The organism is Vibrio sp. T13N, assembly GCF_032970445.1.
Classification (GTDB): domain Bacteria; phylum Pseudomonadota; class Gammaproteobacteria; order Enterobacterales; family Vibrionaceae; genus Vibrio; species Vibrio diabolicus.
On the sequence record NZ_JAWJYE010000002.1, the window covers coordinates 147,792 to 172,441 of the forward strand.

22 protein-coding genes are annotated in these 24,650 nt (G+C 43.8%); 9 read left to right on the forward strand and 13 right to left on the reverse strand.

Annotated features, from left to right (window positions below; translation table 11 throughout):
* Positions 1 to 168: 168 nt before the first annotated feature.
* Together galE and R2S67_RS03770 are read right to left on the reverse strand one after the other, a co-directional pair.
* On the reverse strand, positions 169 to 1,185 hold the full coding sequence (galE, locus tag R2S67_RS03765) for a UDP-glucose 4-epimerase GalE (RefSeq protein WP_317342339.1): 1,017 nt from the start codon (positions 1,183 to 1,185) through the stop codon (positions 169 to 171).
* A gap of 54 nt (positions 1,186 to 1,239) precedes the next feature.
* The gene (locus R2S67_RS03770) at positions 1,240 to 3,198 is read right to left on the reverse strand and encodes a diguanylate cyclase domain-containing protein (protein WP_047010393.1); all 1,959 of its coding nucleotides are present in this window, start codon (positions 3,196 to 3,198) and stop codon (positions 1,240 to 1,242) included.
* A gap of 319 nt (positions 3,199 to 3,517) precedes the next feature.
* Here R2S67_RS03770 and R2S67_RS03775 point away from each other — a divergent pair, with 319 nt between their 5' ends.
* The 3 genes from R2S67_RS03775 to R2S67_RS03785 are packed head-to-tail and all read left to right on the forward strand — an operon-like array spanning position 3,518 to position 5,888.
* Positions 3,518 to 4,273, forward strand: coding sequence for a 5-oxoprolinase subunit PxpA (locus R2S67_RS03775; RefSeq protein WP_317342340.1), 756 nt, complete (start codon positions 3,518 to 3,520; stop codon positions 4,271 to 4,273).
* The gene (locus R2S67_RS03780) at positions 4,273 to 4,956 is read left to right on the forward strand and encodes an allophanate hydrolase subunit 1 (protein WP_317342342.1); all 684 of its coding nucleotides are present in this window, start codon (positions 4,273 to 4,275) and stop codon (positions 4,954 to 4,956) included. Before R2S67_RS03775 ends, R2S67_RS03780 begins: the two co-directional genes overlap by 1 nt.
* A complete protein-coding gene (locus R2S67_RS03785; RefSeq protein ID WP_046876110.1) occupies positions 4,953 to 5,888 on the forward strand; it encodes a biotin-dependent carboxyltransferase family protein in 936 nt (311 codons plus the stop codon). Before R2S67_RS03780 ends, R2S67_RS03785 begins: the two co-directional genes overlap by 4 nt.
* 27 nt (positions 5,889 to 5,915) lie before the next feature.
* On the opposite strand, the gene R2S67_RS03790 is transcribed toward R2S67_RS03785, so the two are convergent.
* The 3 genes from R2S67_RS03790 to R2S67_RS03800 all read right to left on the reverse strand — a co-directional run bounded on the left by R2S67_RS03790 (position 5,916) and on the right by R2S67_RS03800 (position 10,857).
* A complete protein-coding gene (locus R2S67_RS03790) occupies positions 5,916 to 7,355 on the reverse strand; it encodes an FAD-dependent oxidoreductase (protein ID WP_109169959.1) in 1,440 nt (479 codons plus the stop codon).
* 353 nt (positions 7,356 to 7,708) lie between these two features.
* Positions 7,709 to 10,165 carry an ABC transporter permease gene (locus R2S67_RS03795; protein ID WP_317342345.1) on the reverse strand — a complete coding sequence of 819 codons (2,457 nt, stop codon included), beginning with the start codon at positions 10,163 to 10,165 and terminating at the stop codon, positions 7,709 to 7,711.
* The gene (locus R2S67_RS03800) at positions 10,165 to 10,857 is read right to left on the reverse strand and encodes an ABC transporter ATP-binding protein (RefSeq protein WP_005395482.1); all 693 of its coding nucleotides are present in this window, start codon (positions 10,855 to 10,857) and stop codon (positions 10,165 to 10,167) included. Before R2S67_RS03800 ends, R2S67_RS03795 begins: the two co-directional genes overlap by 1 nt.
* Here R2S67_RS03800 and tesA point away from each other — a divergent pair.
* From tesA to R2S67_RS03820, 4 genes are all read left to right on the forward strand, one after another.
* Positions 10,856 to 11,458, forward strand: coding sequence for a multifunctional acyl-CoA thioesterase I/protease I/lysophospholipase L1 (gene tesA / locus R2S67_RS03805; RefSeq protein ID WP_005395483.1), 603 nt, complete (start codon positions 10,856 to 10,858; stop codon positions 11,456 to 11,458). The genes R2S67_RS03800 and tesA overlap by 2 nt on opposite strands.
* An 82-nt stretch (positions 11,459 to 11,540) precedes the next feature.
* Complete coding sequence (gene fabV, locus R2S67_RS03810; RefSeq protein WP_012842298.1) at positions 11,541 to 12,740, forward strand: enoyl-ACP reductase FabV; 1,200 nt, start codon at positions 11,541 to 11,543, stop codon at positions 12,738 to 12,740.
* A gap of 180 nt (positions 12,741 to 12,920) precedes the next feature.
* The gene (locus tag R2S67_RS03815; RefSeq protein ID WP_053808423.1) at positions 12,921 to 14,831 is read left to right on the forward strand and encodes an EAL domain-containing protein; all 1,911 of its coding nucleotides are present in this window, start codon (positions 12,921 to 12,923) and stop codon (positions 14,829 to 14,831) included.
* A gap of 71 nt (positions 14,832 to 14,902) precedes the next feature.
* Positions 14,903 to 16,558, forward strand: coding sequence for an ABC-ATPase domain-containing protein (locus R2S67_RS03820; protein ID WP_317342351.1), 1,656 nt, complete (start codon positions 14,903 to 14,905; stop codon positions 16,556 to 16,558).
* Positions 16,559 to 16,640: 82 nt separating this feature from the next.
* Here the strand turns inward: R2S67_RS03820 and R2S67_RS03825 are convergent, their stop codons facing one another.
* Together R2S67_RS03825 and R2S67_RS03830 are read right to left on the reverse strand one after the other, a co-directional pair.
* Complete coding sequence (locus tag R2S67_RS03825) at positions 16,641 to 17,261, reverse strand: DNA-J related domain-containing protein (RefSeq protein ID WP_317342352.1); 621 nt, start codon at positions 17,259 to 17,261, stop codon at positions 16,641 to 16,643.
* 203 nt (positions 17,262 to 17,464) lie between these two features.
* Positions 17,465 to 18,304, reverse strand: a complete 840-nt coding sequence (locus R2S67_RS03830) for an isopenicillin N synthase family dioxygenase (protein WP_005376329.1) — start codon at positions 18,302 to 18,304, stop codon at positions 17,465 to 17,467.
* Between the two features lie 242 nt (positions 18,305 to 18,546).
* Between R2S67_RS03830 and R2S67_RS03835 the strand changes: the two genes are divergently transcribed.
* Positions 18,547 to 19,143, forward strand: a complete 597-nt coding sequence (locus R2S67_RS03835; RefSeq protein WP_005395495.1) for a DUF2238 domain-containing protein — start codon at positions 18,547 to 18,549, stop codon at positions 19,141 to 19,143.
* On the opposite strand, the gene cutA is transcribed toward R2S67_RS03835, so the two are convergent.
* The 5 genes from cutA to R2S67_RS03860 all read right to left on the reverse strand — a co-directional run bounded on the left by cutA (position 19,105) and on the right by R2S67_RS03860 (position 22,150).
* A complete protein-coding gene (gene cutA / locus R2S67_RS03840) occupies positions 19,105 to 19,437 on the reverse strand; it encodes a divalent-cation tolerance protein CutA (protein WP_031780471.1) in 333 nt (110 codons plus the stop codon). The genes R2S67_RS03835 and cutA overlap by 39 nt on opposite strands.
* A gap of 11 nt (positions 19,438 to 19,448) precedes the next feature.
* The gene (locus tag R2S67_RS03845; RefSeq protein ID WP_301578142.1) at positions 19,449 to 19,703 is read right to left on the reverse strand and encodes a hypothetical protein; all 255 of its coding nucleotides are present in this window, start codon (positions 19,701 to 19,703) and stop codon (positions 19,449 to 19,451) included.
* Positions 19,687 to 21,396, reverse strand: coding sequence for an SgrR family transcriptional regulator (locus R2S67_RS03850; protein WP_317342359.1), 1,710 nt, complete (start codon positions 21,394 to 21,396; stop codon positions 19,687 to 19,689). The genes R2S67_RS03845 and R2S67_RS03850 overlap by 17 nt, the downstream gene beginning before the upstream one ends.
* Before the next feature lie 79 nt (positions 21,397 to 21,475).
* Positions 21,476 to 21,709, reverse strand: coding sequence for a DUF3389 domain-containing protein (locus R2S67_RS03855; RefSeq protein WP_005395503.1), 234 nt, complete (start codon positions 21,707 to 21,709; stop codon positions 21,476 to 21,478).
* A gap of 6 nt (positions 21,710 to 21,715) precedes the next feature.
* Positions 21,716 to 22,150 carry a hotdog fold thioesterase gene (locus tag R2S67_RS03860; RefSeq protein WP_150916621.1) on the reverse strand — a complete coding sequence of 145 codons (435 nt, stop codon included), beginning with the start codon at positions 22,148 to 22,150 and terminating at the stop codon, positions 21,716 to 21,718.
* Between the two features lie 203 nt (positions 22,151 to 22,353).
* Between R2S67_RS03860 and R2S67_RS03865 the strand changes: the two genes are divergently transcribed.
* Positions 22,354 to 23,142 carry a M48 family metallopeptidase gene (locus R2S67_RS03865; RefSeq protein WP_237285079.1) on the forward strand — a complete coding sequence of 263 codons (789 nt, stop codon included), beginning with the start codon at positions 22,354 to 22,356 and terminating at the stop codon, positions 23,140 to 23,142.
* Positions 23,143 to 23,216: 74 nt separating this feature from the next.
* Here the strand turns inward: R2S67_RS03865 and R2S67_RS03870 are convergent, their stop codons facing one another.
* Positions 23,217 to 24,245, reverse strand: coding sequence for a site-2 protease family protein (locus R2S67_RS03870; RefSeq protein ID WP_233059830.1), 1,029 nt, complete (start codon positions 24,243 to 24,245; stop codon positions 23,217 to 23,219).
* Between the last annotated feature and the right edge of the window lie 405 nt (positions 24,246 to 24,650).

Sequence of the window (24,650 nt, forward strand, 5' to 3'; positions counted from 1 at the left end):
CTACCCCAATAGCTATGAGAAAATTTATAACCCAAATTAAGAGTCGGACATAGTTTAACAGCTCTATATAGACTTGCTACCTTTTAACCAGTAATTTACGATTTTTTCCGATTTGGATCAAAAAAGACGCAATTATGCGTCTTTTTGTTATTATTGTGTAAAACAAAATTAGACGTCTGGGTAACCTTGAGGGTTGTTAGATTGCCAACGCCATGTATCACCAGTCATTTCTTCTAGAGTGCGAGACGCTTTCCAACCTAACTCATTCATTGCTTTTGATGGATCAGCCCAGCACTCCGCAATATCGCCTGGACGACGTTCAACAAGTTTGTATGGAACATCTTTACCACTTGCGGCTTCAAATGCTTTCACCATTTCAAGCACACTGTAGCCATTGCCAGTGCCAAGGTTATAGACATGAAGGCCAGCTTTGTTGCCTACTTTTTCCAAAGCAGCGACGTGGCCATCGGATAAGTCCATCACATGAATGTAGTCACGCACGCCGGTGCCATCTTTCGTTGGGTAGTCGCTACCGAATACAGAGAGGAACTCTCGGCGGCCCACCGCAACTTGAGAAACAAACGGCATTAGGTTATTTGGAATACCTTGAGGATCTTCACCTAACTCACCAGTTGGATGTGAACCTACAGGGTTAAAGTAACGAAGAAGTGTGATGCTCCAATCTGGATTCGCTTTTTGGAAGTCCGTTAAACATTCTTCCACCATTAATTTACTGCGTCCATAAGGGTTAGTTGCGCTAGTTGGAAAGTCTTCTGTGATTGGAACAGATGCAGGATCGCCATAGACAGTTGCTGAGGAGCTAAATACCAACGATTTAACTCCAGCTTCGCGCATTGCATCAACCAATACCAAAGTGCCATTCACATTGTTGTCATAATACTCTAGAGGTTTTGCTACGGACTCACCGACGGCCTTTAAACCTGCAAAATGGATAACCGCTTCTATATCGTTCGATTTTAGAACCTCTACCATTGTCGATTTATCTCTGATATCGGCTTGGATGAAGGTTGGCTTTACGCCACATACCTTTTCAATGCGCTCTAAGACCGTAGACTTACTGTTGTACAGGTTATCTAGAATCACTGGCGTCATACCAGCTTCGATCATTTGAATACATGTATGGCTACCGATATAGCCCATACCACCCGTAACAAGTACTTTCATTTTATCATTCCTTCTGACGCGAATGGGTTTAGTTTAAAGCTTTGACGTTACGATTTAAACTGTCTCCTGCAATTCACATCCCATTAATATTGCTTGGCCTTTTCCGGCTTTTTTAGCTTGATACATTGCAGTATCTGCACTTTTTAACACTCGAGTGGCATCTCGCTCATTAACACCGACCAATTTAACGCCGATGCTAACGCCAACCTTGAGCGAGTTACCTTTGTACTCGATTGGTGTGCATACGCTTTCGAGCAGTTGTTCTGCAATTCGGGTGACGACTTTTTGGTTGGCAGGATTAACCAACATGACAAATTCATCACCCGAAAGTCTTGCGATTAAATCACTATGTCGAGTCGCAGATGTTAGACGCTCGGCTACTTTTTTCAGAACTTCATCACCTGCGTCATGGCCATAGGTATCATTAACCTCTTTAAAACCATCGAGATCGAGGTAAAGCACCGCAAATTCGTCACGTAAGTATCCCGACCGTTGTACTAATTCTTCCAACTCTAAATGGAACTTGGAGCGATTCGCTAACCCCGTTAGTGCATCGTGATGAGCTAAGTACTCAAGTCGTTCCATCTCTTTTGCACCAGAAAGATCGGTAAGAACAATGACTAGGTCGTAGAACCCATTGTCTTCACACTTAACGATACGATTAACCCTTGCAAACATCGGCACAAACTGGCCAAGATGGTTCTGTTCAATAACTTCCCCTTGCCATACCCCGTAGTTTTCTATCGATTCAATGATGCTAGGCATCATTTCCTGCAACTTGCGCCACTTAAGTGTTTGGATAAATGACTTCCCAATAAGCTGATCCATCTCTAGTCCAACTAACTTAGTGACCGCAGGGTTAGCCATTGTGATAACACCTCGATGATTAAGAACGATGAGGCCATCTTGGCTGCTCTCAAACACACGCCCCGCAACACGCTGCCTGCTCATGGCCTCTTCAATTTCGGTGATATCTTGAATCGAAAACAATAAGTGTCCATGTGTGGACAAACGACGACTGGTTAAACTCAACTGCTGTTCGTTGTCTGCATTTTTGAGGTGAATGTCATCGCATTCTAACCCCCTACTTAGGATTTGGCTCAGCTCATTCGGTGTTTTCGTTTTAATTAGATCACGGATATTGGCATGCTCAAGTTCCTCTGACTTTTTTTGAAATATCTGCCGAGTCGCAGTATTACAGTAAATAACACGCCCGAAGTTGTCGGTAATAACTAATGCATGTTGAATAGATTCAATGACTTCTTCTGAAAACGCCCGCTTTTGTTCTAACATTTCTAATGAATGTTGCCGCTGTTTCTCGCGTGTTGTTAACTTGTTCATCATTTGATTGAAGGAATGTGCGAGTTCTCCAATTTCATCCTTGGAGTAATAGCGAACTTGAGTATCCGTATTTTGTCCGTGTGTCACACTCTCTATCGTATGACTCAGTTCTATAACAGGTTTGAGAACAAGCCTATCGATACTTATGTAAAAGATAGTGCCACCAGCGAACAGCAACAGAAGAAGTACAGCACCATCTCGAAGTAAAGATTGTTGGGCTTCTATGATTGGACGATGGGAAAGCGTAACCCTCATACTGCCAATGACACGACCATCGTGAATAATTGGCTCTAGAACATAAAGAAATTTGGCAGATAAGGCATAACCTAGCGCGTGTAACTTGCTTCTTTCAGTTTGATTAGGGACGGGAGCTGATACCCCACCTCCTTCAAGAACAACGAAAGGTTGATCATCTTGGTCGTAAAGTTTGACCCGCGTAACATTCGGCTGGTTTAAAAAGTTGATGAGAGTAGTTTGAGCTTTTTGCTTGTTCTTTGTCGTTAGCGCATCTTTAATTGAGAAAGAAACATTGTTAATCAACTTTCTCGTTTGTTCGACCAACTCATGCTTAGACGATTGGTATGCAGTATACGAGGTATAACCTTTTGAGATAACAAAGATAGCCGTTATAAAGACCAAAATTGGCCAAATAAGCTTTGCTCGTAATGACATATGTATTCCTGTCGCAGACAACCACTAAAAATGACAGAAGCGTTGTTATGCAATCTATTACCCATTAAGGGCGACAAGATTAACACGATGCCAATGCAAAATAACCTTAAATTCTCAATAATTGGATGGAAAAGGAACGAAATACCTTAAAATTCGGATCAACTCAAATAACGGCAACATCTTTATGGACTAAAGTGATCTTTTTCGTCAGCCATCAGATCATAAACCTCGCTTTCATGATAGAAGAATGAAGTGAGTCACTGAACCTAGATGCATTTTCCTGCATCGTGAACCCATTGCTTGTGTAGAAATAAAACGTATGACATTGAATAAACAGCAACTTACATTGAACTGTGACATGGGTGAGAGCTTTGGCTCTTGGATTATGGGGGCAGACGAAGATGTTATGCCTCATGTTGATATGGCAAACATCGCGTGCGGTTTTCATGCTTCCGATCCTAATGTCATGCACGACACTATCACTCTCGCCAACGACAACGATGTTGATATTGGAGCACACCCGGGCTACTCCGACCTCCAAGGCTTCGGCAGGCGCAGTATAAACATGACGGGTGATGAAATTACTAACATGGTTATATACCAAGTAGGCGCTTTACAGGCACTTTGTCGGGCTCAATACACAGATATTAGCTATATAAAGCCTCATGGCGCGTTATACAACGACATGATGAAAAGTGATTCGATATTTAGATCAGTCGTAAAGGCGGCAGCTTTGTTCAAAGTGCCGTTAATGATTCTAGCGTCACAGGAAAACGAAAAATACTTAGAAATCGCAGATGATTATGACGTTCCCTTGCTGTTTGAAGCATTTGCAGACCGTTTGTATCAGGATGACGGATTACTTACACCTAGGACACAGCCTGATGCCGTGTTAAAGAATGAGCATGCGATACTTGAGCAAGTCCGTACGTTAGCAGACTCTGGGCGTGTCAAAACCGCTTCTGGCGGCTACATTTTACTGGAAGCCGATACGATTTGTGTTCATGGTGACAATGAAGAGTCGATCGCTCTGATCCAAAAGATCCGTCAAAGCCTATACGCGGGAGGAAATTAATGCATAAAGAGAAATTTAGTATCTCTTTGATCTCCGAGTGCAGTATTTTCATTAAGTTTGACGAGAGTATCTCTGAAAATGCGGTCGGAGAACTTGCTCGCAACATCAAAGACACTTTAGCGTCAATCATTATGAACGTGGTCCCCTCCTATCAAACCATCCTCATTGATTACTTGCCTTTTCGAATCAATGAAAAAGATTTAGTGCATAAACTGCATCAAATGATCAGTCAGTTTGATACTCAATCGCTCAGCCTTGTTCAACCTAACCACATCACTATTCCCGTATACTACTCCGAAGAAACCGCGCTAGATTTGTCCCGCTTTCAAGATCGTGGACTATCATTAGACGCGCTCATTTCTTTACATACTCAGGCCGAGTATGCGGTTTCAGCGATTGGTTTTGCTCCAGGTTTTGCATTCCTCTCCGATGTCGATACTCAATTACATATGCCAAGGTTAGCTACACCAAGAACGCGAGTACCAGTCGGAAGCGTGGGAATCGCAGACTCTAAAACGGCCGTCTATCCATCAGATAGTCCTGGCGGATGGAACATTATCGGTAGAAGCCCGCTTCCCCTTTTCTCTGATACACCACCTTTTATACCGTTTGAAGTAGGTGACAAGGTCACGTTTAATGCCATTTCCAAACAAAAGTTTATCGAGTTAGGAGGTGTTCTATGAGTTACGCTGGATTGCTGGTGGAAAAGTCAGGGCCACTTTCTTTGATTCAAGACTTTGGTCGTTTTGGCTTAGCGCATATTGGCGTGACTCAAGGTGGCCCCGTAGATGATTACGCCTACAGTTGGGCAAACCATTTACTTGGGAACGTAGTCAATTGTGCTGCGATTGAAATTACTTTGGGTAACGCTTGCTTTGTCGCACTACATAACTGCCATCTTGCAATATGTGGTGGTGATTTGAATGCAAAAGTAGATGGTGAGCCTATCTCAAATTGGTCTGACTTTACGTTGAAGAAGGGGCAGAAGTTGCAGTTCGGAGTCGCAAAAAATGGACTTCGCTCCTATCTTGCGGTTAAAGGTGGGTTCGATATTGCTCAGCACTTAGGAAGTGCTTCTACAGTCACGAGAGAATCTCTTGGTGGTTATGACTCAAATGGTGGCGCTTTAAAAGCAGGCGATATTCTTCCCTTTTTTCCTCATAACTTACCGAAACACAAACCAAGGCTGATGACATTTCGCTTTAAGCCGGATTACAACTTACCTATCAAGCTGAGAGTGATTGAAGGCTATCAAAATGAGGACTTTGATGAAGACGCTCGCCAAGCCTTTTATAGCAACGCATTCACCATATCCCCTGATTCAAATCGTATGGGCTATCGTCTTGAAGGAAACAAAATCAAACCGCCCTACGAAGGCGTACTGTCGGAAGGAATTGCGCTAGGATCGATTCAAGTTCCTAACGATGGTAATCCCATTGTGTTGCTCAACGACCATCAAACCATCGGTGGCTATCCTAAGTTTGGCTGTGTAGCACGTATTGACCTGCCAAGGCTGGCACAGGCGAAACCCGGGCAAAAAGTCAATTTTGTGAAAGGAGATAGACAAGGCTTGCAAGAAGTATGGTGCCAATGGGCTCAGTTTTTTGGATATTAGTACAACCTCTGAGCCCATACGTAACGGTTATGCAGGCATCCCATAACGCTCTGCTAACGCTTGCGGATAGTCTCGCTCTTGCGTGAGTTTAATCGCGTACTGCTCAATTTCTTGTTCAGACCAATGCACAGCGACAGGATGTTGGGATTCCACATTTTGGTTAGGTTCGATATCAAACCAGAACTGAAGCATTTTTTGCGCTGCGAGTAGTGTTGATGACGCTTTTACCACTTCTATCCGCGCGTAATGGTTGTCTTCAAAGGTCACATCGGCTGCCCTGAGTACCGGATCCGTTCCAGGAATTTGCTGGGCACCAAACAGGGCTTTTCCCCCTTTGATAGCAGAGTGATAGTCGGGAATGAACTGCGCCATGTGTTTGATAGCATTATTGGTTCGTTCTTCTAAGACTTCTTCTCGCCAACCGTTACGTATCTTTGAGAGTAAAGGAACTGGCAGTTCGGGCTGAGCTGAGGACGGCGTACTCTCAACTAAGCCATCTTCAAATAGCGTAATGCCTTTCGTCATGCCGTGAAGCTGAAAATAACCATCACCATAGGGGGTCAGTTGAGCCATTCCTTTATCAGTTCCACGCGGTCCATGGAAAATAACTTCTGGCCACAGTTGTTGGCAGTCTGCCCACTTGGTTACATAAGCGGCTTTAAACTCAACTAACCTATCACGCTTGGCACCGATGGTATTGTCAATGGATCCTGTTTCAAAACCACATGCATTGACCAAGTAGTCACATGTCATAAGATAATCAATGCCATCTCGTTCGTAACCAAGTTGCCAGTGATTACCCATCCAGTCCGCTTGTTTGAGCGTTGCTTGTGTGCATACTGAGGCGTTTGGCAGAGCGTTCAACGTTAAGTTGGCAATTGCGGCAAGGCGAAAAACACTCCAGCCATATTCCTGAACCGCCACAACTGGGTACTTTAGCGCTTCTAGATCAGCATGTTGAGCAAAAGGAATACACCACTCATCAAAGGTTGCAGGGTGACTTGGTTGAGTACGTTGTGCGAGTGCTTCTAGATCCTCTTTTGAATACAATTTGTAGTATTCGCTTGGCTCACCAAGCACTTTGTTGCTTTGATCTTTATCAACGAGCTTTTGATACGCATTTTTCACCACCTCTAGTCGAGGAATCAGTGCGGATGGATCTCCACCATCAGAATAAGGGACTGCAATGATCGTCGGGCGAATATTCAGTGAAAGCGGATATAGGCGAACAGTATCAATGGATTGTGCTAACAAATCTAAACATTGTTGCTCAGAAATCTCTCGATATAAGTTGCCACCTGCATGTAAATGGCAAATGGGCGGACCATTTACCAGTGATACGCCCTTCTCTATTACGGAAACTTTAAAACCCAGCTCCGCAAAATGAATTGCTGCTGTTGCACCTGCGACACCGCCACCAACAACAGCGATGTGCTTATCTTTGTAATTTGGAAACTCAGACTTCATTGCTTCACTAAAAATTTTATAAGGAAAATTCTTTACTAACGGTGGATTCTACTCGTGTTTGGGCTTGATTAAAATCACAAAAAGTTCATGGGTTTGCGAAATATCCAACTGCGCCTTTATGGTGCGTTAAAGTAGAAAAAAATTGCAAAAAAAGTACTTGACGACATGGTTAGGAAGACACTTTTTTATGCCTATGTGAATAACAATTTCACTGTAAGACCCATGGCGCAAAGCCTGCAGAAACACCCCACTTTTTACCCCATTTAGTTATCCCAAAAGTTATCCACTGTTTTTGTGGATAACTAAAATAAAAGTGTCATGGAGTGTTCCACATTTAATAACATTTGCAGTGATTAAGTGTTTACTGGCGTTAACAATCTTTTCAACAAACTCATTACGACAAGTGCCAACGTAACAAATGTTGCCAGTGGTAAAGCTATCCACAATTCGGGGTGAATTTGTGCGTTTAGGTCGAAGCCATATATCATTACCGCGGCAACACAAACTTCGGCAGCGAATACCGCGACACCGCTAGCTATCAACGCCATAATGCCGTATTCGGCCCACAGAGTTGTATTGATCCGTTTTTTACTTGAACCTAATGTGCGATACAAACGGATCTCCTGCTGACGTTGGGATAAGCTTAATCTCAATAGCGTAAAGATAAGTAGCACCCCCGCAACCACGCCTAAAAGAGCGAGAATAGTGATTGCCGATACGATTTGTTGAATCAAATCCTGGATTTTTTCGCCCATGGTACGAATATCTAAAACAGATACCGTTGGGTGAGATCGAGACATAGACGTTAATAGTGCTTCGTTCCCCTCATCAATTCTATAACTGATGAGGTAAGAACCCGGTAGATTAGCCATAACGTCGGATGAGAAAATAAAGTAAAAGTTAGGCTTCATATCACGCCATTCAACATAACGAATGGTATCTACTACCGCATCGTAGTTCTGGCTATTAATAACAAAGCGCAGTTTGTCACCAAGTTCGATGCCCAAGTCATTTGCTACATCGGCTTCTACAGAGACACTCCCTTTATTTGTCCATTCACCCGCAAGCACATCATTATACTCTGGCAGGCTGTTTCCCCACGTAAGGTTCAATTCACGACGTATTGCGTCAGAGCCTTCTCCTTCGTATTCAATCTCTTTGACGTTTTGACCATTAATCTCTGTCAATCGACCACGAATAATTGGATAAGCTTGTGACCGTGTAACCCCATTTTTATCTAAGGTTTCTAGGTAGCTATCGAGTTCGTAATCACCAATATTTAATGCAAAGACATTTGGTGCGTCTGCAGGTAAGGTTCTCTCCCAATCCGCGAGAATATCGCTGCGCACAAGCCAGATAATAGATAGCAGCATCAAAGACAACGCCAAAGCACCAAACTGCAGGCCACTGGTTACTGGCGTGCGGTTGATACGACTCAACGCAAGCTTCATGGCAGGTTGTGTTGAAATACGCGCAAACAATTTTGTGAGTGCGACGCTCACTGCAGCAAGCACAACAAAAAGTACTGCAATACCAATAAGAACAATCCAAACTAAGGTGTTATCAGCATAAAGCAAAAGTAATGGAACAACGGGGACTAGAACGAGCAACATTCGCTTCCAAGAACGTTGTGCTTTGCCCTGCTGTAGCACTTCTAAGGCTGGAGTTTTAATCAAACCCAACAATGGTATGCCAAGGGCAGGAACGGTGATCAGGACCGCTGAGATAAACGACACCAAATATGGAGTGACGCCGTAACTAGGTAATGGCTCGGGTAATAAGTCTTTGAGTGGAATGCGCAACAAGTACTCCAGCCCACTTCCCAACAATAACCCAACGACACTGGCGCTAATGAGCAGGATTGTGACTTGAATAAACAGCCATTTTTCAATCCATCGTCGACTTGCGCCAAGGCTTTTTAGCATCGCAATGGTTTGTGTTCGACTATTCACATAGTTTTGGCAAGTAAGAACCAATGTTGTCGCTGCCATAATGATGACAATCGCAACCGTCAAGGACAGATACTGCGTCGTTCGTTCAAAGACCTCATTGCTACGACTGGCAGTATCTTGCGTGCGCCAGCGATCACTAGGAGAAAGAACAGTATCTTCTTGCAGGCCTTTTAGCGTTTTATCATCGGCTTGTAGAAACAGACGGTATTGAACTCGACTCCCGACTTGAATCGCTCCTGTTTTCTCAACGTCTTTTTGATGGATGTATGCAGAAGGCATTTGTTGAAATGGGTTAAAGCTTAACCCAGGTTCCATCAGCACTGCACCTGAAACCGTAAAATCGGCATCGCCTATAGTGACGCTGTCACCCGACTTGACGTCTAGTTGAGCCATAATCCGCTCATCAAGCCAGAGTTGGTTCTCTTTAACGCGACCGGATGGGTTGTTGTCTAGTACCAGTTCTCCCATTAAAGGGTAATTGTCGTCCACTGCCCTTACGGAAATCAACTGCATACCATTGTCGCTAAATGCCATCGTGGCAAATCGTGTCATCGTCGAACGTTCTAGGTTTTCAGTCGAGGCTAACAACGTGTCAGGTATAGGATTAGCAGACACAAACACCGCATCCGCTGTCAATGCATCCTTCCCCTGTTTGACGATCACCTGCTCCATTCGCTCCGCTAATGCAGAAAGCGCAAAGATGCTCGCAATCACAAGAATAAGAGCAACGCTAATAGGCCAAAGGTTCCCCTGTCTTATTTCGCCGAAACTCCAACGTATTAGGCTTTTGTTTGACGAGTGTTTTATTGCACTGCTTCTTTCTGTCGATGTTGCTTCGCTTGATGATACTGCAGACATTACACCTCCTCCTTAAGCTCACCCGCCTCCATACGATAAATACGGTCACATCGACTTGCTAGGTGACCATCGTGTGTAACTAATATCAGCGTTGTTCCATGCTGCTCATTAAGATCGAATAAAAGCTCAATTACTTTGTCTGCGGTTTGATGGTCAAGATTGCCGGTAGGCTCGTCTGCGAACAACAGTTCAGGCTGTGTCATAAAGGCACGTGCTAGCGCGACACGTTGTTGTTCACCACCAGATAATTGACTTGGAAGATGATCGACACGTTTTTCCAATCCAACAGCGGTTAATAATTCGGCGGCTCTTGCTTCATCTTCGGCTTCACCACGTAAAAGACAAGGAAGCGTGACATTGCGTAATGCACTCAAGCTCGGGATTAATAAGAAACTTTGGAAAACAAAACCTAGAGAGTCAGCTCGAATTTTTGCGCGAGCTTCATCGTCAAGTTTTGATAACTCATGACCTAACAAGGTAATTTCACCTGATGTCGGTGTATCAAGGCCAGCTAACAACGTCATCAACGTTGACTTACCCGCACCGGAAGTACCGACGATGGCGATTTTTTCTCCTTTCCTGATGTCAACATTTACATCTTTGAGGATTGTTAATTGCTCTTGATTAGTAGAGACTTGTTTAGAAACCAAATTGGCTTGAACAATAGGTGCATTAAGTACAGGTGTTTGCATGATTCGTATACTTTCCTTAGTTCTATTTTTTTGTTTTTCCGCTACTGCACATGCGAGCGAAAAGCTACTTGTCTTAGGTGATAGCCTGAGCGCGGGCTATCAGATGCCGATCGAAAAGAGTTGGCCTAGCTTACTCCCTGATGCGTTGTCAGAACATGGTCAAGATGTAACAGTTATTAATGCCAGCATTTCTGGCGATACCACAGGCAACGGTTTAGCTCGATTACCACAGCTACTAACCCAACACAGCCCTGATATGGTGCTCATTGAGTTAGGTGCCAACGATGGCCTAAGAGGTTTCCCTCCTAAACTTATTACGTCGAATCTCTCAAAAATGATTACCATGATAAAAGATTCAGGAGCGGACGTTGTCATGATGCAAATTCGAGTGCCACCTAATTATGGTAAGCGCTATAGCGATATGTTTTACGATATCTACCCTAAGCTTGCACAACATCAACAAGTTACCTTGATGCCATTCTTCTTGGAGCATGTGGTCATCAAACCCGAGTGGATGATGGATGATGGCCTTCACCCCAAGCCTGATGCACAGCCTTGGATTGCTGACTTTGTTGCTCAAGAATTAATTAAACATCTCTAATTTTAATGGTCTAGCTCAATAAGTTTTACTTAACTTTACGTTAATCTATTTTCAATTCCACTCATCGAGGATAGATAACAACATGCGAATAGACCCTTTAATTCAAGGTGTTGTTGCTCGCTCTGCTCACCCATACGGGTGTCATGCATCCATTAAAGAGCAAATTGAATACGTAAAACACGCCCCGCAGATCAAAAGCGGTCCAAAACGGGTTTTGATTATTGGTGCTTCCTCTGGTTTCGGGTTAGCGGCTCGTATTGCCCTCACCTTCGGAGGTGCTAAAGCTGATACCATTGGTGTCTCCTTCGAGCGCGGGCCTTCAGACAAAGGCGTTGGAAGTGCGGGTTGGTATAACAACATCTTTTTTAAACAAGAAGCAAATCACGCGGGGCGTACCGCCATCAATATTGTTGGTGACGCATTCTCTGACTCCGTCCGCAATCAGGTGATTGAAGCCATTGAAACGTACTTTGAAGGTGAAGTTGATTTAGTCATCTATAGCTTAGCGACGGGTGTTCGACCTAAACCAGAGTCTGATGAGTTTTGGCGTAGCGTCATTAAGCCTATTGGTGAGCCTGTTACTGGCGCTTCAATTATGCTGGAAAACGATCAGTGGGTAGAAACCACTTTAACTCCCGCAACAGAGGAAGAGGCCGAAGCCACTATCAAAGTGATGGGTGGTGAAGACTGGGAAAGCTGGATTGATACACTGATTAATAACGACTCGATTGCACAAGGCTGCAAGACCATCGCGTTTTCTTACATGGGACCAGACGTTACGCACCCTATCTATCTCGATGGTACGTTAGGTCGAGCGAAAATAGATTTACACCAAACAAGTCACTCGTTAAATCTAAAACTTGCCAACTTTGACGGCGGTGCTTACGCAACAGTGTGTAAGGCGTTGGTGACGAAAGCCAGTGTGTTCATTCCTGCGCTAAGTCCCTACCTTTTAGCACTTTATCGAGTGATGAAGGAAAAAGGTACTCACGAACGTTGTATTGAACAAATGCAGCGACTGTTTACCACTAAATTGTACGATCAAGATAAAGTGCCTGTTGACGGCGAACGCTTAATCCGAATAGACGACTTAGAGCTTGACCCGCAAGTACAACAAGAAGTCCATGCTCTTTTAGAGCAAATGAACGCCAATAACTTTAAAGAGATTGGTGATTACCAAGGCTTTAAAGATGAGTTTATGAAGCTAAATGGCTTTAACTTTGAAGACGTCGACTATTCGCAAGACATTTCTATTGAGTCGCTAAAATCGCTTAAACCGTAATGCTTGTTATCTGTTTCAAGTATGAGATATGTGATAACTATTCCTAGTCCTGAACACTTTTCAGGACTTTTTTTTGTTTCAAGCCCCAGCCACCCTATACTTAATTAAAAACCGAGAACAAGATAGAGCAGTCTACATTTTAAATTCACAGGAAGTGAAACCACGTAAAGGATGACCTATATGGGGAGATTGCAAACATTAGATTATGAAATCCCTGAGTCTATGCAAAAAAGCTGGCAGGAAATCGTCAACTTACTGGCTCAAATAACGCACGTACCCACCACATTAATCATGCGTATCCATCCAGATCGTATTGAAGTCAACACATCCAGTGAAACTCAAGGTAACCCCTATCGTACCGGCGATGCTGAACTACTCGGGAACGGTTTGTATTGTGAGCATGTCATTGAGCATAAGAGCGAACTCATGGTTCCTAATGCGCTCGAGGATGAAGAATGGTGCAATAACCCTGACATCAAACTAGGCATGATATCTTATTGCGGTTTACCGTTATTCTGGCCAAACGGAGAGACGTTTGGAACCATCTGCATGCTTGATTCCAAGAAGAATGAATACAGCGACACTTACCGCCAATTGCTCGGAACTTTCAAAGACTCAATCGAAGCGCAGCTCTCTGTCGTGTATCAGCAACACAAACTCCAGCGTCTTAATAATGAACTCAAAAATCGAGTTGAGAACCGTACTACGGACTTAGCGCAGTTGAGTTACTCCCTAACAAAAGAGATTGATCGTCGTAAGGCCGCAGAAAAACAAGTGAGCTACCAAAAAACACACGATCAGGGAACCGGATTCTTAAACCGCGCAGCACTGGAAAGTGTTGTCGGAGAAACGCTCGGAACGTTGGATCATAGCCAGCAATCACTGCTTGTGATAAACATTGGCTTTAGTAATGCTCGCAGTATCCAAACCCGTTATGGCTTTGAGGCCTTTGACGAGATATTAAAAGAATTTCGGTATCGCCTTGGTAAACGAGAATCGAGTTATTTTGTTACTGGGAGGCCGAGCTCGAATGACCTCGTATTACTCATATGGGGCAACGATATTGATATGAAATTGCGTAAGCTACTGGATGATATCACCAATATTGGCTTGGGAAGCTTTTATATAAAAGACACAGAGGTTCACCTCAACTCTTATATTGGTGTTGTACAAGCCCACCAAACCAGCAATGCCAAACAACTTCTTCAAAATGCATGCTATGCCATGCTGCTGTGTAAAGAGTCTGGCGAAGCGTATAGTTATTTTTGTGAAAGTCATTCGAATGAGCTAAACAACCACAATCAATTGGAAAGCTACTTATTGCAAGCGGTAAGAAATGACGACCTGATGCTGTACTTTCAGCCCAAAGTTCATCCCCATACTCACAAGTGGATTGGCGCAGAAGCATTGCTGCGCTGGAGACACCCAATACTGGGCGACGTCTCTAACGAAGCATTAATACATATGGCTGAACAAAACGGACTTATTTTTGAAGTTGGCTCTTTTGTTCTTCGTACCGCGATAGACAAAGCTAAACAGTGGTCGGAGTTAATTGATAATTTCAAAATTGCCGTTAACGTCTCTCCAATTCAATTACAAAACGTGAACTTTGCGGAGCAAGTGCAACACCTACTCGAATCCTTCCATTTACCAGCACATTTTCTCGAACTCGAGGTGACCGAGAGCGCTTTAATTGCCGATGAAATAGTAGCACGCACAACGCTAAACAAATTGCATGAACTAGGTGTGACATTGTCACTTGATGACTTTGGTACAGGGTACGCCTCTTTCAGCTATTTGAAGAAATACCCATTTGATGCCATCAAGATTGATAAGAGCTTTGTCCAGCAAATGGAAAAGTCGGACGATGATCGTGCGATCATTTGCTCTATCATACACATAGCTAAAAAACTGGACCTCCAAGTGGTTATTGAGGGCATTGAATCCCCCCAACAAGAGCAGTTTCTTATTGGTGAGGGTTGTGATATTGGGCAAGGCTTTCTCTATGGTAAACCGATGCCTTGTAATGAATTTGAGCAAAGTTTGTTTAATCAGCGTCTTTCAGGCGGACAATACGCCTACTCTTCCTAAGCATTCTCTTTACTAAGGTGTCGGTGGTTTCTATAATCGCCGCCCGCTTCTATTAAAAGGCCAATATCTTCATGGATCAGTTGACTGCCACGCTTAAGAAAATTGAAAAGCAGAACTACCGCGCTTATCAGCAAATCAAAGGTCAATACGACTTCACTGATTTCACTTTGTTCATCGAGCACGTACAAGGAGATCCGTATGCTTCCGCGTCACGTTTTCGTGCAACTCGCGCCTGGTCCTTGACTGGTCTGGAATGGTTAAAAGACGAGTCCCCTGCTTTTCAACGAGCAGCACGTGACTTTATTGCGCGCAGTTTTGAGCAGTTTGCTAAACAAGAAAACTCCGTATCCATTTCATTGAATGGCCAAACTGTGTTGGATAGCACCGCAGTATTGTTTACCGAGGAAGGTATTGAACTGCGTTTTCGAGTTAACTTGCCTGCTGAAGGTCGTTCAGTGTTGGGGAAAAAAGCCAACAACATACTGACTTTCCATTTGCCTAAGTTTATCCGTCGAGCGACCTTAGAACGTGAACTCGACAAAACAGCATTGATTGAGCATTGCCAAGTTGTTGAAGACCAAGATGCCCTGCGTGCACAGTTGGAAGCCAATAACCTAGTTGCGTTTGTCGCAAATGGCAGCATTCTTCCTCGAACTGCTGGCAACTGTGATCTCCCAATGAAAGAGGCGGTTGAGTTCAAGGCCCCTGAATCGCTGCAAGTGACTTTACATGCACCAAACAAAGGCCATGTCACGGGATTAGGGATTCCAAAGGGCATTACGCTAATCGTTGGTGGCGGTTTCCACGGTAAATCTACCTTACTGAATGCTATTGAGCGTTCGATTTACGACCATATTCCAGGAGATGGTCGTGAATACATCGTAGCTGATGACAAGGCAATGAAGATCCGCGCCGAAGATGGTCGATGCGTGCATCATTTGAACCTGTCGAATTACATCAACCATTTGCCAATGGGTAAAGATACAGCGGACTTTTCGACTCAAGATGCATCAGGCTCAACATCACAAGCCGCTTGGCTTCAAGAGTCTATTGAAGCGGGTGCGAGCACGTTATTGATTGATGAAGACACCTCTGCGACGAACTTCATGATTCGAGATGAACGTATGCAGGCATTGGTGGCAAAAGGTGATGAACCAATTACCCCTCTTGTCGATCGCATTGGTCAATTGCGAGATGATCTCGATATCTCTACCATTATCGTTATGGGTGGTTCAGGCGACTACTTAGACGTTGCCGACACAGTCATTCAGATGCACGACTACCAAGCGGTTGATGTGACAGAAAAAGCGAAAGAAGTGATCGCTCAGCACCCTACTCAACGTCATAACGAATCGGAAGAACGCTTACAAACCTTCCCGCCTCGCGCCCTGAATCGCGTTGCTTTGATGAATATTCTCACTGACGGTAAATTCCGTGTGAATGCGAAAGGCAAAGAGTCACTTCGATTTGGCAAAGAGTTTACTGACCTTAGCGCTTTGGAACAGATTGAGTCCGCTGATGAAGTCAACACGATTGGCTGGTTATGGTTCCAAATCGCTCAGCTTCCAGGCTGGTGTAATCATCCAGCGAAGGAAATTGAAGAAATGCTGTCTGGTGAGTGGCATGCATCGCTCCCTAAGCAAGGGGACTTAGCCAAACCACGCACACTAGACGTAATGGCTGCGCTTAACCGCATGAGAAAATCTCAGTTTAAGCCATCATGCTAGTTTTGATACGCTGATTGAGACAATCCAATGAAAAAAGGCAGCTAATAGTTAGCTGCCTTCCTTTATCTTTATTCATACCGAATCATTCGTTTCTCAGTACATTCCACGCTTCACAAAGAATTCTAAACCTTTCTGCATCACCACTTTCTCGATCAGGATGCCAACGAAGCGCGAGTTTTCGCCACTGCTTTCTAATTTCTGCGGGTGTTGCATCAGGGTTAAGCTCAAACAGTGAGAGTGCTTTTGTTTTATCCACGCTGACTGTAGACGAACCACCAATGAATTTTTGATAAGTGGTCCAAAATTCATTCAACAATCGACGCACTTCATCTTCGTCCGCTTCGTAGTTGCGCCAATCCAGATAATATTCACGCAAAGGGTCGTTAATATCAACGATATGCCTCGAAGCTTCTAACGAAGACATCAGCTGGATATTCATCGCTTCAACTTGCAGCCAGGCATCTGGGTAAAGCGTTTCTTGCAGTTGGTATAGCGCGTTCATGATTAAGAAATTTCGTTTGAATAAATCCTTATCAGGAGAATCATCCAATTTCGAAATGTAGCCCTGTTCACTCAACTTGCTTGCTAAGGTGTGAACTTTCCAATCGGAAGGCTGCTTTCTAAGAATTTCTAGCATTGGCCAAAGCAACGGGTTTTCTATTGCGTGAGTCTCAATACTACTGACCGTGCGTTGTCCTTCCATTCATCCTCTCTGTTTTTAATATTGAAGCATCACACTAATCTCAGAGAAAGCTGCTCATCTGTACTGGTAAAAATGCTTGCTGACGCGTGTTTCAGGCCTAATTTCTGTGGCACCGAATGAAGCGAGGGTATCATTTTGTACCATAAACAACAAAAGGCCGATAGTCATCAACCATCGGCCTTTGTAAGGAGATCACGTAAAGGTTAAATAACCCCTAGTTCACGTAAACGTTCCATAAGGTAGCTATGTGCGGTGTAGCGCTCTGACAAAACCACTTCTGGCTTTGGATGCAAGAACAACGGCAATGAAATACGCGACTTTTCTTGACGGCCACCCGTTGGGTTGATTACACGGTGAGTCGTTGAAGGAAAGTAACCGCCCGACGCTTCTTGAAGCATATCACCAATGTTGATGATTAAGTTTCCGAAGTCACATGGTACATCTATCCAATCACCTTCTTTGCTCTTTACTTGCAGTCCAGGCTCATTAGCAGCAGGCAAAACTGTTAACAGGTTAATGTCTTCATGCGCGGCAGCACGAATAGCGCCAGGCTCTTCTTCGCCTGTCATCGGTGGGTAGTGAAGAACGCGTAGTAATGTTTTGTCGCTGTTATTGATCATTTCTGACAACGCGATAGAGAACTTCTCTTGAACGTCCTTAGGTGCGTACGCTTCAACCCAGCCTAATAGCTCCTGAGCAAATGCATTCGCCCGCTCATAGTACTCTAAGATTTCAGCTTTAAGCTGCTCTGGGATCTGACCCCAAGGGTAAACATGAAAGTACTCTTTGATGTCTTTCACTTTGTGCCCTTTCGCTACTTCAGACACAGAAGGTGGGAAGTAGCCATCTTGGGTGTCTACGTTAAAGTGAAAATCATTCTTTTGATCTGAACAGAAAAACTCATGCCAGTTTTTGTAAATTGACTCTACAAGCTCTTGTGGAATCGGGTGGTTTTTCAACACACCAAACCCAGTTTCGCGCAGAGAGGTAACGAACTGTTGAGCAGCATCGTCAGCAAGATAATCGACAGTTTCCAGTTTCATGGCTTTACTTCTTTTTTATTAGACTGAATCACGGATTCTATGGATGGGCATGTTGTAAATCAAACTTTAATGAAAAGTGCACGCGCAAACGTTTTAATGTTGAGCAGTTTGGCAATAAATCAACATTTTCAGTGATCAAAAACACCATCAAAATAACAATTGCACACCGTTCAATTAAGTGTAATCATTACCCAAGTCTATGGAGTCCCACTGTAAGATAAATTGAAGGATCAAGTAACTCTATGAAAAGCACCTCGACACTCTTAGGATTGACGATTTTTTATGCCATCGTGTTTTTATTTTCTGCGTTAGAACCTAACTCACGTGCCGTTTGGTTTGCGGAGATTATCCCAGCAATTGGTATTCTTGTTGCTATTTGGGCAATCTCGATTCGCTATCAATTCAGTAATACGGCTTACTTTTTAATGTTCATCTGGCTCTGTTTGCACACTATCGGAGCGAAATATACGTTTTCCGAAGTACCATTTGACTGGTTTAACGACATGATTGGTTCAGATAGAAACAACTTTGATCGCGTTGCGCACTTTTCGATTGGCCTTTATGCGTATCCGATAGCTGAATACTTGATACACAAGAACAAGTTCAACAAAACGTTCTCTTGCTGGTTTGCTTTGTTTGCGATCATGTCGCTTGCAGCAGGCTATGAGATTATCGAATGGTGGTATGCAGAATTGGCTGGCGGCGATGAAGGAATCGCCTTTCTGGGCTCGCAAGGTGACATATGGGATGCCCAGAAAGATATGTTGTGCGACACCGTTGGTGCAGCGTTGTCGCTATTTTTAATGTCGGCTCAGCGTCGATTCTCTCAGCCACTCTAAATAAGGGTTAAACCCATCAACAATTGGAACCTGTACGATCTGTGCTACTTCATATTCGTGCAGGTTTTCTATTTTCTCTTCCACCAATTCATAGAGCTCTCGGCGAGTTTTGATCACCAGCAACCATTCGTTGTCAGTACAAATCTCCCCTTTCCACACATAGTGACTTTCAATAGGCATCGTTTGAATACACGCGGCTAATTGGGCATCTAGCAAACCTTTAATGATCTGATCTCGATTTTTTTCGTTGCTGGTTGTGCTTAACACCATGCAGTAGTCATGTTTTATACTCATTTTCTAGCCCTTCATTTTTTCATCGTCACTTTACCGCCAATCATTTTGTAAGCGGGCGTTCCTCTCACTAGGGTGTCTCTTGCAAACTCTTGCCCGCAACTGGGACAGATGCATGGGGTTTGTGTGAAATCGTCAACAATGCGCTCTTTGAAGCACTTGACCAGTGCGCCTTTTCCGCCTTTACGGTACTTGAATAGTTGAGTTTTACACTTTGAGCAATAGATATCGACGGTTTTCGTCGGCTGTTTCTTATTCGGTTTCGCCATGATTCATTTCTATATCAGGTTTTACCCATACGTTATTAAAGTCAAACCAACCTAAGGCATTACACTTTGCATTTTGTAAGGCGCCGCTGTGGTCTTTATTGACACCCAACCAGCAGTGAAACATCGGAATCACCTGACAACTTTTTACCAACTGACGTCCTAACTCACGTGCAGGGAAGTCTGGATAAACACCAGCACGCCACTGATCAACGAGCTTCGCCCATTCGCTAAAATCGTAACCAGAACTGAATTTCTCAATATCACTGTAATCCAGAAGCCAGCCAGCCAACGCGTCATTTCGATTCGTTGCAATACCCATGGCTTTCACCCAAATATCCACTTCCTCCGGTGCGGGCGGTTGAGAATCATAACGAATAAACTCGACCTCTATACCGTGCGGTTTTAAGAGTGTCTTGATGGCCTTGGCAACTACTGGAAACATCGGATGCTTTTTCTGATACGCTACGGAAATCACCTTATCAGCCTGCGGCACGCTGCCCGCCTCTGCTGGCCTAAGATCAATCCAACCTGGCTTAAGGCCAAAGGCTTGCAATACACCCAATTCCATCACTTTATCTTGAGGAACATGCGCGTAAATCTGGTGACTGTTGAGAGTTTGTGATAGAAATTCTGCCCAGCGTGGGTCTTTTGCAATCCCGGTGTTTTTGTTTAGTAATAGAAATGTACAGCCAGGATCAAGCTCGACCTCATCAGATGAACCTTGTTTATCCATCTTTGGCTTAGACAAGCTTGGATAGACCATTGAAGAGTACGCTTCATCAATTACCCACACCTCAACTTGGTCCAGCAAGGGACGAAAGCCAAAGTAGCCATCAAAAGCAGTCAAAATGAGACGCTTATCATCATTCATTTTAACTTGGAACGGCCCTGTCCCAATCGGTTGTCTATCGAAGTTTTCTGAACGCAAAGCGCTTGGTAGCAAAACTTTTGCTTGCGACTCACTCAGCGCCAAAGGCAGGTAGCGGTCAGGACGGACGAGTTCAATATCGACGGTCCATTCCTGTGGTGAAGATACCTTTTTTATATGAGAAAACAGGTTCAAGCTACTTAGTGCAAGCACACTTTCAAGTACACAACTGGTTGATAACGGTTCACCATTATGAAAACGCACCCCACGACGAAGATAAAAACGCCAGTGTGTATCAGAAATGGCTTCCCATGTGTGGGCTAAATCTGGCTGAAGTTGTTCATTTTCATCAAGGCGAGTTAGCCCGCTAAAAATTTGTCTGGCGATGTGCTGTTCAGAACGCCGCATCGGTTTCTGTGGGTTTAACATCGCCAATGGTCGATAATAAGGCAAACGTACCACCTGCTCGCCCTGTCGATGCTGAAGCCCTAAATAACCCTGAATAACCTGCGTTAATCGAGCCGCGTCGTTATCAAGCGCATCTAGAGCCTGGCCAATTTTCCCTTCGTCAAGATAACGTCTGGCGAGGTTTTCACTGACGTCGCTACGATTACGTTTGAAAACGAGTTTTGAGAGTTTTCCTCGACCCGCCGCTGGATGCCATTCAATCCAGCCCTCCTCTTCTAATTTATTGAGAACAATACGAGCATTGCGACGTGTACAAAACAGCGCTTCGGTAATGTCTTCTAGCTGAACGTCCGTATCGTGACCGGCGAATTTTTCAAACAGTGTTTCGAACTGAACACGTAAACGAGGGCTACTCATAAAGAGGAAATTCTTATCTTATTGTTGATAAGCTAAGTTTCCTCATTTTTATCAAAAAGTGCAAACGTCACGCATTAAATTATTGAATATCGATGCCAATTTCTCGTGCAAGATCGGCCAGTTGTTCCTCATTATCCAGCTTGATAGACCATTTACACTCTGCACCATGAGATAAAACAACGTTCGCTCCTCTACCCAGTAACTGGATAGAATCGGTTTGCGCTTGTAAGGTCACCATTGCACTGCCGGAGAGCTTAATCACGATTTCACGCTGGGTAGCAATGATTTTTCCTAATGAAAACTCAATCACCATCTTGCTTTATACCGACTTCATTTTATGTTGCTTCACTGCGATAGTTAAGCGACTGGTACACACTAATCGGCCTCGTTCATCTGTTATATCGATTTGCCACACTTGTGTTGAAACGCCAAGGTGTACGGGTTTTGCCGTACCAATCACATGACCACTTCGCATTGCACGTACATGGTTCGCGTTGATATCCAAACCGACACAGTAACTCCCCTCATCGACAGAGAAGTTTGCAGCTAAAGAGCCTAATGTTTCTGCGAGCACGACTGATGCACCACCGTGAAGCATTCCTAAAGGTTGATGAGTAAAGCTGCATACGGGCATAGTTGCTGTAAGGGAGTCATCCGTGAAATCTGTGTATTCAATTTGTAGGTGCTCGATCAGGGTATTTTTTGATGTAGCATTCAGAATCTCTATGCTAACGGGCTTTTTCCATATACTCATTGTTTTACTCTTAATTTCACAAATTGGTTTGTCGGATTGTTACGATTTATTAGAGAGCTAGCATAGACTTTACTTAGGTCTAACTTCAAGGTGTAACATCTTGGCCTCTTTGCCAGTTGATGAATAATTTGATCCATGCATCATGTTACTATTTGGGTATATACTATTGCTTCAAAACAAAAATAATTTAGATGGAGCCTATTATGAAGGTATGGATGAAAGCTTCTGCTCTTTTAACTATCGCGGGCTTAACGGCATGTAGCGCATCACCGACCGGCCGTAACCAGATCCTGATGTTTTCAGATCAAGAAATGTCATCGCTTGGCGCCAAATCTTTCGAACAAATGAAGAAAGATATCCCAATCAGCAAAGATCGCAAAACGAATGCCTATGTACAATGCGTTGCCAAACACATCACTGACACCATCCCTGCGCAAGCTGGATTTAAAGATTGGGAGGTGGTTGTTTTTGATAGTGAACAAGTCAATGCGTTTGCTCTACCTGGTGGGAAGATCGGCGTTTACACAGGGCTTTTAGGTGTCGCGAAAAACCAAGATCAGTTGGCAACAGTCATTGGTCACGAAGTGGCTCACGTCCTTGCTGACCACAGTAATGAACGCCTTTCACAAAGCCAGTTAGCAAATGCGGGATTGTCTCTGGCAAACGTTGCTATAGGAGCTTCCGAGTACAAACAGTATCAGCAAATGACGATGGCGGCACTTGGTGTCGGTGTCCAATACGGTGTTATTTTGCCATACGGTCGTACACAGGAATCCGAGGCTGATATTGTCGGGCTTGAGTTTATGGCAAAAGCAGGCTTCGACCCACGTCAAAGTGTCGATTTATGGAAAAATATGAGTGCTGCATCCGGCGGTTCTCAACCGCCTGAATTCTTCTCAACTCACCCATCGCACAGTACGCGTATTAAAGATTTACAAGCAACCATAAATAAGTTGCCTGCATATAACACGAAAGCGCCAAAATGTGGCTAAACTTCTGCTACCAGTGTCTATTTTTTGCAAAAAAAGCTCCCTAAGGAGCTTTTTTAATGGGTATAAGGAATAGTTTAAGTACCCAGTATCTGTAGTGGCAAGCTCAATAGGCTATCTCCAAGGGTAGCAAAATACCAAATGATAGCGACAAAACCACCGACAGAAACCAAGTACCAAGCAAGTGAGAAGAGTTGTCCGTAACGGGTTAACGGCAATAAATGACTATGATGTCGACCTCTCCATTCCATGACCACTTCTAGCATCCCCATTAACAATAAAAACCCAAGCAACGTCAGCCCGAAAGAATAGCTGATAAAAATACCCAACAAGGCAGCAGCTATACTGCCGACTAATCCAACCCAAGTGTTCATCGAGAAGGTAATGCTTTTGAGTACATGACCACCATCTAGTGGCAGAATGGGCAACAGATTAAACAGGTTTAGTAACGCGTTAAACACTGCTAGGCCAGCGAAGAGCACCTCTCCAGTCATCCAATAAAGCAAAGTAAACGCGATGCTAAGAACTAAACCAAAAAATGGTCCCATAATCGAGATAACCACATCTTGCCAGCGTGTGTTGATCTTTTCATCACTCAGCGCTAAACCGCCAAGAAATGGAATCAAATAGATGCCCTTGGTCTTCATTCCAAAGTACTTCATCGCTCTAATATGGCCATACTCATGGAAAACTAAACAGGCGATCAAAGCTAACGCGAACTCGATAGAAAATAGCCAAGAATATGCAGCAAGACTTGCAGATGCTAACGCCACTTTGATTACTTTCGCACTCTTGAGTGCTTTCATTCCAAGCGATACTAGCCCTATCACACTTAAACGCTTTTCCGTTGGCGGTTCAACTTCTGGTACTTGGCGTTCGATGTCTTTTTCATTTCGGCAACCTTCGCTAATAAGCTCATCGTTAATTGTGGCCTTGTAACTCAATTCAAACGGTTGCCATGTTAATGAACACTCCAAATCGCATACCAGGACTTCCTCCCCTGCAGAGAGTCTAAACTGGTGAAGACAAGTGTCTGCAACATTATCACTGGCATCTATTTGGGACACCAAGGTGTTATCCCAATATAACTGCTGCCAACCAGCCATCGATCCTTCGAGCCTTAACGAACGACCTAAAAATTCAACATTCAGTAATTCCAACACGATTCCTATTGCGTCTATTGAATAACAACAAAGCGAGGCGCGAATTATGCCTGCTAAGTACAGAAACGGCAAAGCCCGCTATCTCTTGGTTTGAATGCCATTTAACCATAAAGCCCGTAAAACAATTCTGGTCGTACCATTCTCTTAAAAAATATAACGATAATACATGCCCTTACGAATCACCGTTTGACCTATGCATCATATTTAAAACGCAAAATACGCTCAAACTTTGACAAGTTATTAAACATACAATTAACATTACATTTACATCACAGTTGTGTTTCACGTATTAACAACTGGTGTAAGTATCACACAACAATTACAAGGACTTCGGTCCAACACTATGAC

Excerpts from the sequence above, each read along its gene's own strand:
- R2S67_RS03780 (WP_317342342.1), top strand. The coding sequence starts at position 4,273 with ATGCATAAAGAGAAATTTAGTATCTCTTTGATCTCCGAGTGCAGTATT.
- R2S67_RS03815 (WP_053808423.1), top strand. The coding sequence starts at position 12,921 with ATGGGGAGATTGCAAACATTAGATTATGAAATCCCTGAGTCTATGCAA.
- R2S67_RS03800 (WP_005395482.1), bottom strand. The coding sequence starts at position 10,857 with ATGCAAACACCTGTACTTAATGCACCTATTGTTCAAGCCAATTTGGTT.
- R2S67_RS03790 (WP_109169959.1), bottom strand. The coding sequence starts at position 7,355 with ATGAAGTCTGAGTTTCCAAATTACAAAGATAAGCACATCGCTGTTGTT.
- cutA (WP_031780471.1), bottom strand. The coding sequence starts at position 19,437 with ATGAGTATAAAACATGACTACTGCATGGTGTTAAGCACAACCAGCAAC.
- R2S67_RS03795 (WP_317342345.1), bottom strand. The coding sequence starts at position 10,165 with ATGTCTGCAGTATCATCAAGCGAAGCAACATCGACAGAAAGAAGCAGT.
- R2S67_RS03770 (WP_047010393.1), bottom strand. The coding sequence starts at position 3,198 with ATGTCATTACGAGCAAAGCTTATTTGGCCAATTTTGGTCTTTATAACG.
- R2S67_RS03855 (WP_005395503.1), bottom strand. The coding sequence starts at position 21,709 with ATGGTGATTGAGTTTTCATTAGGAAAAATCATTGCTACCCAGCGTGAA.
- R2S67_RS03835 (WP_005395495.1), top strand. The coding sequence starts at position 18,547 with ATGAAAAGCACCTCGACACTCTTAGGATTGACGATTTTTTATGCCATC.
- R2S67_RS03825 (WP_317342352.1), bottom strand. The coding sequence starts at position 17,261 with ATGGAAGGACAACGCACGGTCAGTAGTATTGAGACTCACGCAATAGAA.
- galE (WP_317342339.1), bottom strand. The coding sequence starts at position 1,185 with ATGAAAGTACTTGTTACGGGTGGTATGGGCTATATCGGTAGCCATACA.
- R2S67_RS03820 (WP_317342351.1), top strand. The coding sequence starts at position 14,903 with ATGGATCAGTTGACTGCCACGCTTAAGAAAATTGAAAAGCAGAACTAC.
- R2S67_RS03870 (WP_233059830.1), bottom strand. The coding sequence starts at position 24,245 with ATGGCTGGTTGGCAGCAGTTATATTGGGATAACACCTTGGTGTCCCAA.
- R2S67_RS03785 (WP_046876110.1), top strand. The coding sequence starts at position 4,953 with ATGAGTTACGCTGGATTGCTGGTGGAAAAGTCAGGGCCACTTTCTTTG.
- fabV (WP_012842298.1), top strand. The coding sequence starts at position 11,541 with ATGCGAATAGACCCTTTAATTCAAGGTGTTGTTGCTCGCTCTGCTCAC.
- R2S67_RS03775 (WP_317342340.1), top strand. The coding sequence starts at position 3,518 with ATGACATTGAATAAACAGCAACTTACATTGAACTGTGACATGGGTGAG.
- R2S67_RS03860 (WP_150916621.1), bottom strand. The coding sequence starts at position 22,150 with ATGAGTATATGGAAAAAGCCCGTTAGCATAGAGATTCTGAATGCTACA.
- R2S67_RS03830 (WP_005376329.1), bottom strand. The coding sequence starts at position 18,304 with ATGAAACTGGAAACTGTCGATTATCTTGCTGACGATGCTGCTCAACAG.
- R2S67_RS03850 (WP_317342359.1), bottom strand. The coding sequence starts at position 21,396 with ATGAGTAGCCCTCGTTTACGTGTTCAGTTCGAAACACTGTTTGAAAAA.
- tesA (WP_005395483.1), top strand. The coding sequence starts at position 10,856 with ATGATTCGTATACTTTCCTTAGTTCTATTTTTTTGTTTTTCCGCTACT.
- R2S67_RS03845 (WP_301578142.1), bottom strand. The coding sequence starts at position 19,703 with ATGGCGAAACCGAATAAGAAACAGCCGACGAAAACCGTCGATATCTAT.
- R2S67_RS03865 (WP_237285079.1), top strand. The coding sequence starts at position 22,354 with ATGAAGGTATGGATGAAAGCTTCTGCTCTTTTAACTATCGCGGGCTTA.